We start from the raw sequence: 6,543 nt of genomic DNA on the forward strand, positions 1-6,543 counted from the left end.
AGACGTTTGCTTTTGAGATCGGCCATGGGTGAGTGTTCTCATTGCGTTTTCAATACAGGGTGCAGCATAACATTATGAAAACATGGTGACATATTTTCACACGCTCTGTATACTAGTAGAGTGTCATTTTTAAATTTTGGGTTGATAGATATCACGAGAGTGCGACAACGGAGCACGTAAACAACACTCCCAACCCTCAATTTCGAGCTTGACAAAGCACTAGATCGCATCACATTTAACGATCGCGTTTCTCAATCTATGATACTCGGTCCCAATGGCCTTGGAGACGCGACCGTAAAACTGGACACAATCTAGCAATCAGTTCATGTCCTGTTCCATTCTGAGATTTCGTATGATTCTGATGAACCGCACTTTGATCTTATCACTCCTGTTCAGCCTGGGATGTAGTTCGAATTCAGAGACGGCTACAACGGAACAGGAACGCATCGAGGAAACTGCGACTCAGGCAGTTTCAAATCAATTGCCCACTGAGTCTTATGAAGAGATCCTCTACGAACTGGGGGCGTTTCCGGTCAGCAAGCTGACGAAATCGTATATGAACGATGGAAATCCTGGGGAGGTTTACAGTTTAGGAAGACGGGTTGATGTGAACGGCTGGCTGCCTCCGGAAGCGGTTCGTTCGAACGAGTATCTGACCGAGTCAGAAAAGAAGCGCTATGGCATACCCAGACCGCCGCTCAGCTATGAACGATATGTGGCGCTGATGGATGTTGAAACTTACCAACAGTCAAAAGACCCGCTGCTGTTTGCCGTGATTAAACTGACGCTGGACGAATTCAGTGACCGGCGAATGAAAATCAGGAATCCGGCGGACTTCGTAAAGATCTATCATGCCCGGATAGGACTGGATTCTGAGCTGCTTTGGTTATTCAAGAGAGAAAATGTTTCCGGTGAGGTCTTTGCCCGCATGTATCAGCAGCATCAGGATCCGCTGGTGTTCCATTATCTGCCTCCTCTCAAAACAGGACAGGAAGAGTACCGGATGTTTCTGGTACAGCAGTTGGTGAATCCGCAGATCAGGGTCGCAGATCGATTTCAGGTTTATACGCAATTGTACCAGGCGGACCAACAGAAACACCTTCAGGATTATCAGGCGTTTCTCATCGACAACGTTGATCAACCTGATGACTGGTTTTATCGCTGGCGTATGAATGAGGCTCTGCTTGAGATCGGAACGCCGGAAGCAATCCAGGTTGTGAATCAGAGCTTACTGAACGACCCGGTAGCCGAGGTCCGCGAATGCATTCTTCACCAATTAAAAGAACAGGGCCAGATTGATGAATTTATCGACACGATACTTCTACTCTCAAACGGTAAGGGTCAGCCATGTACGGGAGTCATGCCGAATCGAAGGTTTTTATCTGCAGGTGGAAATGAGATTACTTACGATTTAAGTGAATATCTGAAGTGGGCCCAGGAGCAAAACTATTTAAAACGGGAGACAAAACATAAAGTTAAAATCGCATTCCAGGCACTCGCTTCCAAGAAACCCGAACCGGTATCGACTGACTTTGGGGATCGATTTGAAGTCAATGATCTGCCACAAAAGAATTGAAACAGGGCAGCGGTTAATCGATGTCCAGCTGTCTACAGTAAAGGATTGCGACCAGCTATGTTGAAGTCAATTTGTTATCCTTATGCCCTGATGTTCTGTCTCGCTGGTGTTTGTCTGGATTCAGTCATTGCTGAAGAGCGGCAACAGGAATCTGCTGCCTCAGTATCCGCCAATCTGAGAACACAGACTCAGAAGTATGAAGCGCTGTTGTATGAGCTGGGGGCGTTTCCGGTCCTTAAGCTGACCAGAGCCTATGATGACCAGGGGCGTCCGGGGGAGGTTTACGCTTCGAAGTGGACCCGGGTCGACGTGCATGGCTGGCTGCCACCTGAAATTGTTCGTACAAAGAGCTATCTGACTGAGTCAGAAAAAGAACGCTACGGTATTCCGAAAACGCCTCTTCCTTATCAACGTTATCTTTCCATGATTGATATTGGAACTTACCAGAAAACGAAAGATCCGCTGCTGCACAGCATCATTCAGTTTGCCTTTGAAGAGTTACGTGAACGAAAAGTAAAGAGCCCAACTCCAGGAGCCATTCTAAGCGTTTACCAACCTAGTCCGGAATGGGATCATTATTTTTTGTGGCAGCTTAAAACAGAACAATTGTCCGGCCCGGTCGCGGCGAGTCTCTATCAGCGCTATCGGGTTCCTCTGCTACTGCGTTGCCTACCGCCGCCTGAGAAGGGGCAGGATGAATACACCCTGTTTCTGGAGCAGATCTCGTCAGACAAAACGCTGCATGCCGGCTACCGTTTTGAAGCTTACAAGCTGCTCTATGAGTGGGATCAGGAAAAATATCTCACGGGCTACAAAGAGTTTCTGATCAAACATACTGAGCAGACGCCTGACGTGTTAGATCGTTGTTTCTTGAATGAAGCGCTGCTGAAATTGGGTGGCGAGGACTGTTTTGCTGTTGTCCGGCGCGGTCTGATAAATGATCCGATTTATGATGTGCGAACGTCGATCCTCAGCGATCTGAAAGAACTCGAACTCACGCACCGGTTCCTGGATCCCATTCAGGTGCTGGCCGAGGAAAGGGCTAAGGAGTGTCGTCGTTACTGGTTTTTTGGGAACGGTCCGGGCATGGATGTGGGAGAGACCGAAATGTATCACATCCTGAAAGAACTGCTGCAGGCGACGCGTCAGCAGCAGAATCTTTCAGGGGACTCGCTGCGGCAAATACAGCACGCGCTTGCGACCCTGGAAGCGAAGAAGCTTGAGCGGGTCGAACGTAAGTTTCGTCCTGTCTTAAAATGAACTGTTCCGGCACAGAATTTCTAAGTATAACCGGTAATGCCCTGTTATACGCCTTTTCCTTTCGTGTACATTGTGCGATTGCTCTGACAGTTTTCCAGGATGTCATGGGGAGCACGCTTTCTGATGCAGGAGTGCGTCTCATGCTATCTACTATCGAGTAGGGGAAGACTGGTTCTGGACCGAACGCGGGAGCTGCCACTTCCTGCTCGCTACGCTCGGCCCGAATTACATTCGGGCCCACCTCTGCTGCTCTGCTTGAAAAACAATTTTCTTTCGTGTGGTTTCGTGGTAGAAAAAACCAGTGAGAGCTGCTGCTTGAATAGCGCTTCGAACTTCAGATCAGACTCACCGTGTGCCACCGCTCGGCTTGACCGACGGTGCTGGTTTGATACCAGACTAACCTGTCCAACGCGTTTTGTGGTAGAGGCGGATCCATGTGACCGCCCGCCGGGTTCGGGTGGTTTTTGTTTTAACGTACGAATCTTTTTTCTTGTTCCATTTGCACGGCAAACTCTGGTTGCATCTCTCCAGGCGGGTCGACACATGGGTCGACCCCTCCATTTTAATAAGTGGGTCAGCGTGAATTGCTTTGCACGGCCGGGCAAGCCGGGCCGTGGCACACGGCGAGTGAAATAGAAATTTGCTGTTCCACCGCTCGGCTTGTATGACGGTGCTGGTTTGATACCAGGCTAACCTGTCCAACGCGTTCTGTGGTAGGGGCGAATCCATGTGTCCGCCCGCCGGGATTCGGGTGGTTTTTGTTTTAACGTACGAATCATTTTTCGTGTTCCATTTGTACGGCAATCTCTGGTTGCATCTCTCCAGGCGGGTCGACACATCGGTCGACCCCTACATTTTAACAAGTGGGTCAGCGTGAATTGCTTTGCACGGCCGGACAAGCCGGGCCGTGGCACACGGTGAGTGAGATAGGAAATTGCTGTACCACCGTCTGGCTTCCATGACTCTCGGCGGGGTATAGCGTGATAAAGCGGTACGTGTTCTCTGGCAATTTCCTGCTCGCTGCGCTCGGCCCGGATGTGCATTCGGGCCTACCCAAATCAATGAGCATTGATTTCGTTCGGGTGGTCTATGTGAGATCAATGATCTATTGAATTTTCTGATGCTGCTCAAAAGAGACCATTACTGCGTGATGTTCATCTCGGGTCTGCCGAGTCTTTCCGCTAGGATGTGATCGGGTTTTTATGTTCTGGATTTAACATCCAGCGGGCAGACACATGGGTCTGTTGTACTTCTGAAATGGCTGATGACGGAACGGTGTCTTGATGGCTTTGATCAACTTTAAAAACAGCACGGAGTCAAAGGAAATGAGTGTTGCAGTGCTGCGCCCTGAGCGGACGGGCTCTGGCCGATACCGCGCAGAAACGTGGCGAGGGCGTCCCAACGCGCGCCGATACGCGTCGAAAAAGGGGGGGCGAGTGAGCAGCAGTTTTGAAAATCGCTCTGAAACCAGAGGGTTTTATGGTGTCGAACCGGAACCGGTTCGCGATAGTCAGCTGAAAACAACCGTTTGCGCCCTGCAAAACACGCATAACACGCATCACTTCGCAGAGCGGGTTGCTTTTCCGTCCAGATTTGCAAGGCGCGTTCGTGCGCAGCATCGATCTGCTCTGTCAGTCACTGCAGAAAACCGGGGAGTTCTCTCTCAACTAATTCGAACCGCCGGCGGCGGCAGGGCTGGGGGCGACGACTGGTCGGATTTTTGGCAAATCGGGCAGCTGTTCTTCCAGGAGCCCTTTGGATTTGGTCCAGACGAGCCAGCCTTCGATCATCATCCAAAGCTGCAAGGCGATCACAGCGACGCCGAACAGAAACAGATACTGTTTGTCGGGATTAAAGTACCAACCGGACCCGCTGTTGAACATGTTCCAGAGCATCGCCCAGGCGGGCATGATCAACATGACAATCATCGGCAGCAAAGCGAAAATGATCGGTTTGTTGCGACGGCGGAGATAAAAGACGATGACCATAAACGCCAGACCTGCCAGAAGCTGGTTGGTGGCACCGAAGAGCGGCCAGAGAATGAGGCCTCCGCTGCCCGGTCCTGCGGTTGCATTGGCGGGCATCATCGCCACCATCCCGCCCAGAAAGACAGCCAGACCTGTGGCCGCATATTTGTTGGTCAATGGTTTGATATGAATTGTGGCCGCCAGCTCTTGAATCACATAACGCTGCAGTCGCGTGGCGGTATCCAGCGTGGTCGCTGCAAAACTGGCGACGAGCACGGCGATGATGCTGATGCCCAGCTTCATGGGAATGCCGATCGATTTCAGAAAGTTCGCGCCCCCTTGTATGAAAGCGCCAATTTTATCTTTCAACCCAAACGCGTCCCAACCTTTGGTGGAATCGTAGCGGGTTTCCCAGGCAGCGACTCCGGTAAGTTGCGTTCCTGTGGCGGCATCAATGGTTGGCTGATAAGTATAGGCGGCGCCTTCACCGATACGGGTAAAATCGCCCATACCCACGCCGGCACAACAGGCGAGAATCACGATGACCGCCAGCCCTCCTTCGAGAAGCATGGCACCGTAGCCGACATATTGCGCATCCAGTTCGGATTCGACCTGCTTGCTGCTCGTGCCGCTACTGACGAGGCAGTGAAAACCACTACAGGCGCCGCAGGCGATGGTGATGAACAGGAACGGCCAGATCGGCGGGGCGTCTGCGGGGATGTTGGTGGCAATCGCGGGGGCACTGTGAATGAGGTCTGCTTTGCCAGTTGCTCCGGAAACGATGGCGCCGATGAGCAGCAATCCCAACGCCAGAACCAGCTGATGACTGTTGATAAAGTCGCGCGGTTGCAGCAACAGCCAGACCGGCAGGACCGATGCGACTGCGCAATAAGCCAACAACACGAAGGTCCAGAGAATCACCGTATTGGGGAATGGCCCCATGACGGGAATATTAAACATGGTCGCAATATTCACGGGCCAGTAGTAAGCCCCCAGATAGATCGAGGAATAAACAATGACCAGGGCAACCAGCGAGGGAACCAGCAGCTCGGCATTCTGCTTATAAACCATCAGACCAATGACAATGGCGATCGGCATGGTGATCCAGACGGGGATGACGGTCTCAGGATAGAGGGCGAAGATGATCGCGATCACCAGCCCGAAAATCGCCAGCACCACAGTGAGCGCCAAAAGCAGAATCAACAGAAACAGAATCCGGGTGCGAGGGGCAATCAAACGACCGGCGATTTCACCAACGGTCTGACCACGATTGCGCAACGATACAATAAGTGCACCAAAATCATGAACGGCTCCGATGAAAATGGAGCCGAACAAAACCCACACGAGTGCAGGCAGCCAGCCCCAGAACACTGCAATCGCAGGCCCCACAATCGGTCCCGTGCCTGCGATACTCGTGAAGTGATGCCCGAAAATGACTTCTTTTTTCGTGGGAACAAAATCGATGTCATCGCGCAGTTGCTTACTGGGAACTTCCGCATGTCCATCCACGTTAAATATTTTTTGTGAAAGCCACTTTCCATAAGTATGGTAGGCAATAATGTAGCCTATAAAAGCGCCCGCAGCGATCAACAGTGTAGCCATTCGTGATTTACTCCAGCATCTCTCTTCCAACCAGATTTGCTGGCTGAAAACGCATTATTTGGTCATGGAATCAACTTGGATTAATACATTCGTTTCCGAATTGGATTCTCAATCTGGCAAAGTAACACGGTGATGAGA

At 51.2% G+C, this 6,543-nt stretch carries 3 protein-coding genes; 2 read left to right on the forward strand and 1 reads right to left on the reverse strand.

The window, feature by feature from the left end; all coding sequences use genetic code 11:
- The first annotated feature begins 352 nt into the window (after positions 1 to 352).
- The gene (locus Q0294_RS21340; protein WP_299469487.1) at positions 353 to 1,576 is read left to right on the forward strand and encodes a hypothetical protein; all 1,224 of its coding nucleotides are present in this window, start codon (positions 353 to 355) and stop codon (positions 1,574 to 1,576) included.
- Between the two features lie 57 nt (positions 1,577 to 1,633).
- Positions 1,634 to 2,836, forward strand: coding sequence for a hypothetical protein (locus tag Q0294_RS21345; protein ID WP_299469489.1), 1,203 nt, complete (start codon positions 1,634 to 1,636; stop codon positions 2,834 to 2,836).
- 1,667 nt (positions 2,837 to 4,503) lie between these two features.
- Here the strand turns inward: Q0294_RS21345 and Q0294_RS21350 are convergent.
- Positions 4,504 to 6,405 carry a carbon starvation protein A gene (locus Q0294_RS21350; RefSeq protein WP_299469492.1) on the reverse strand — a complete coding sequence of 634 codons (1,902 nt, stop codon included), beginning with the start codon at positions 6,403 to 6,405 and terminating at the stop codon, positions 4,504 to 4,506.
- Positions 6,406 to 6,543: the final 138 nt, after the last annotated feature.

The organism is uncultured Gimesia sp. (assembly GCF_937919775.1).
Classification (GTDB): Bacteria; Planctomycetota; Planctomycetia; order Planctomycetales; family Planctomycetaceae; genus Gimesia.

What these genes read in the sequence shown, in the direction of transcription:
- Q0294_RS21350 (WP_299469492.1), bottom strand. Translation starts at nt 6,405, where the DNA reads ATGGCTACACTGTTGATCGCTGCGGGCGCTTTTATAGGCTACATTATT.
- Q0294_RS21345 (WP_299469489.1), top strand. Translation starts at nt 1,634, where the DNA reads ATGTTGAAGTCAATTTGTTATCCTTATGCCCTGATGTTCTGTCTCGCT.
- Q0294_RS21340 (WP_299469487.1), top strand. Translation starts at nt 353, where the DNA reads ATGATTCTGATGAACCGCACTTTGATCTTATCACTCCTGTTCAGCCTG.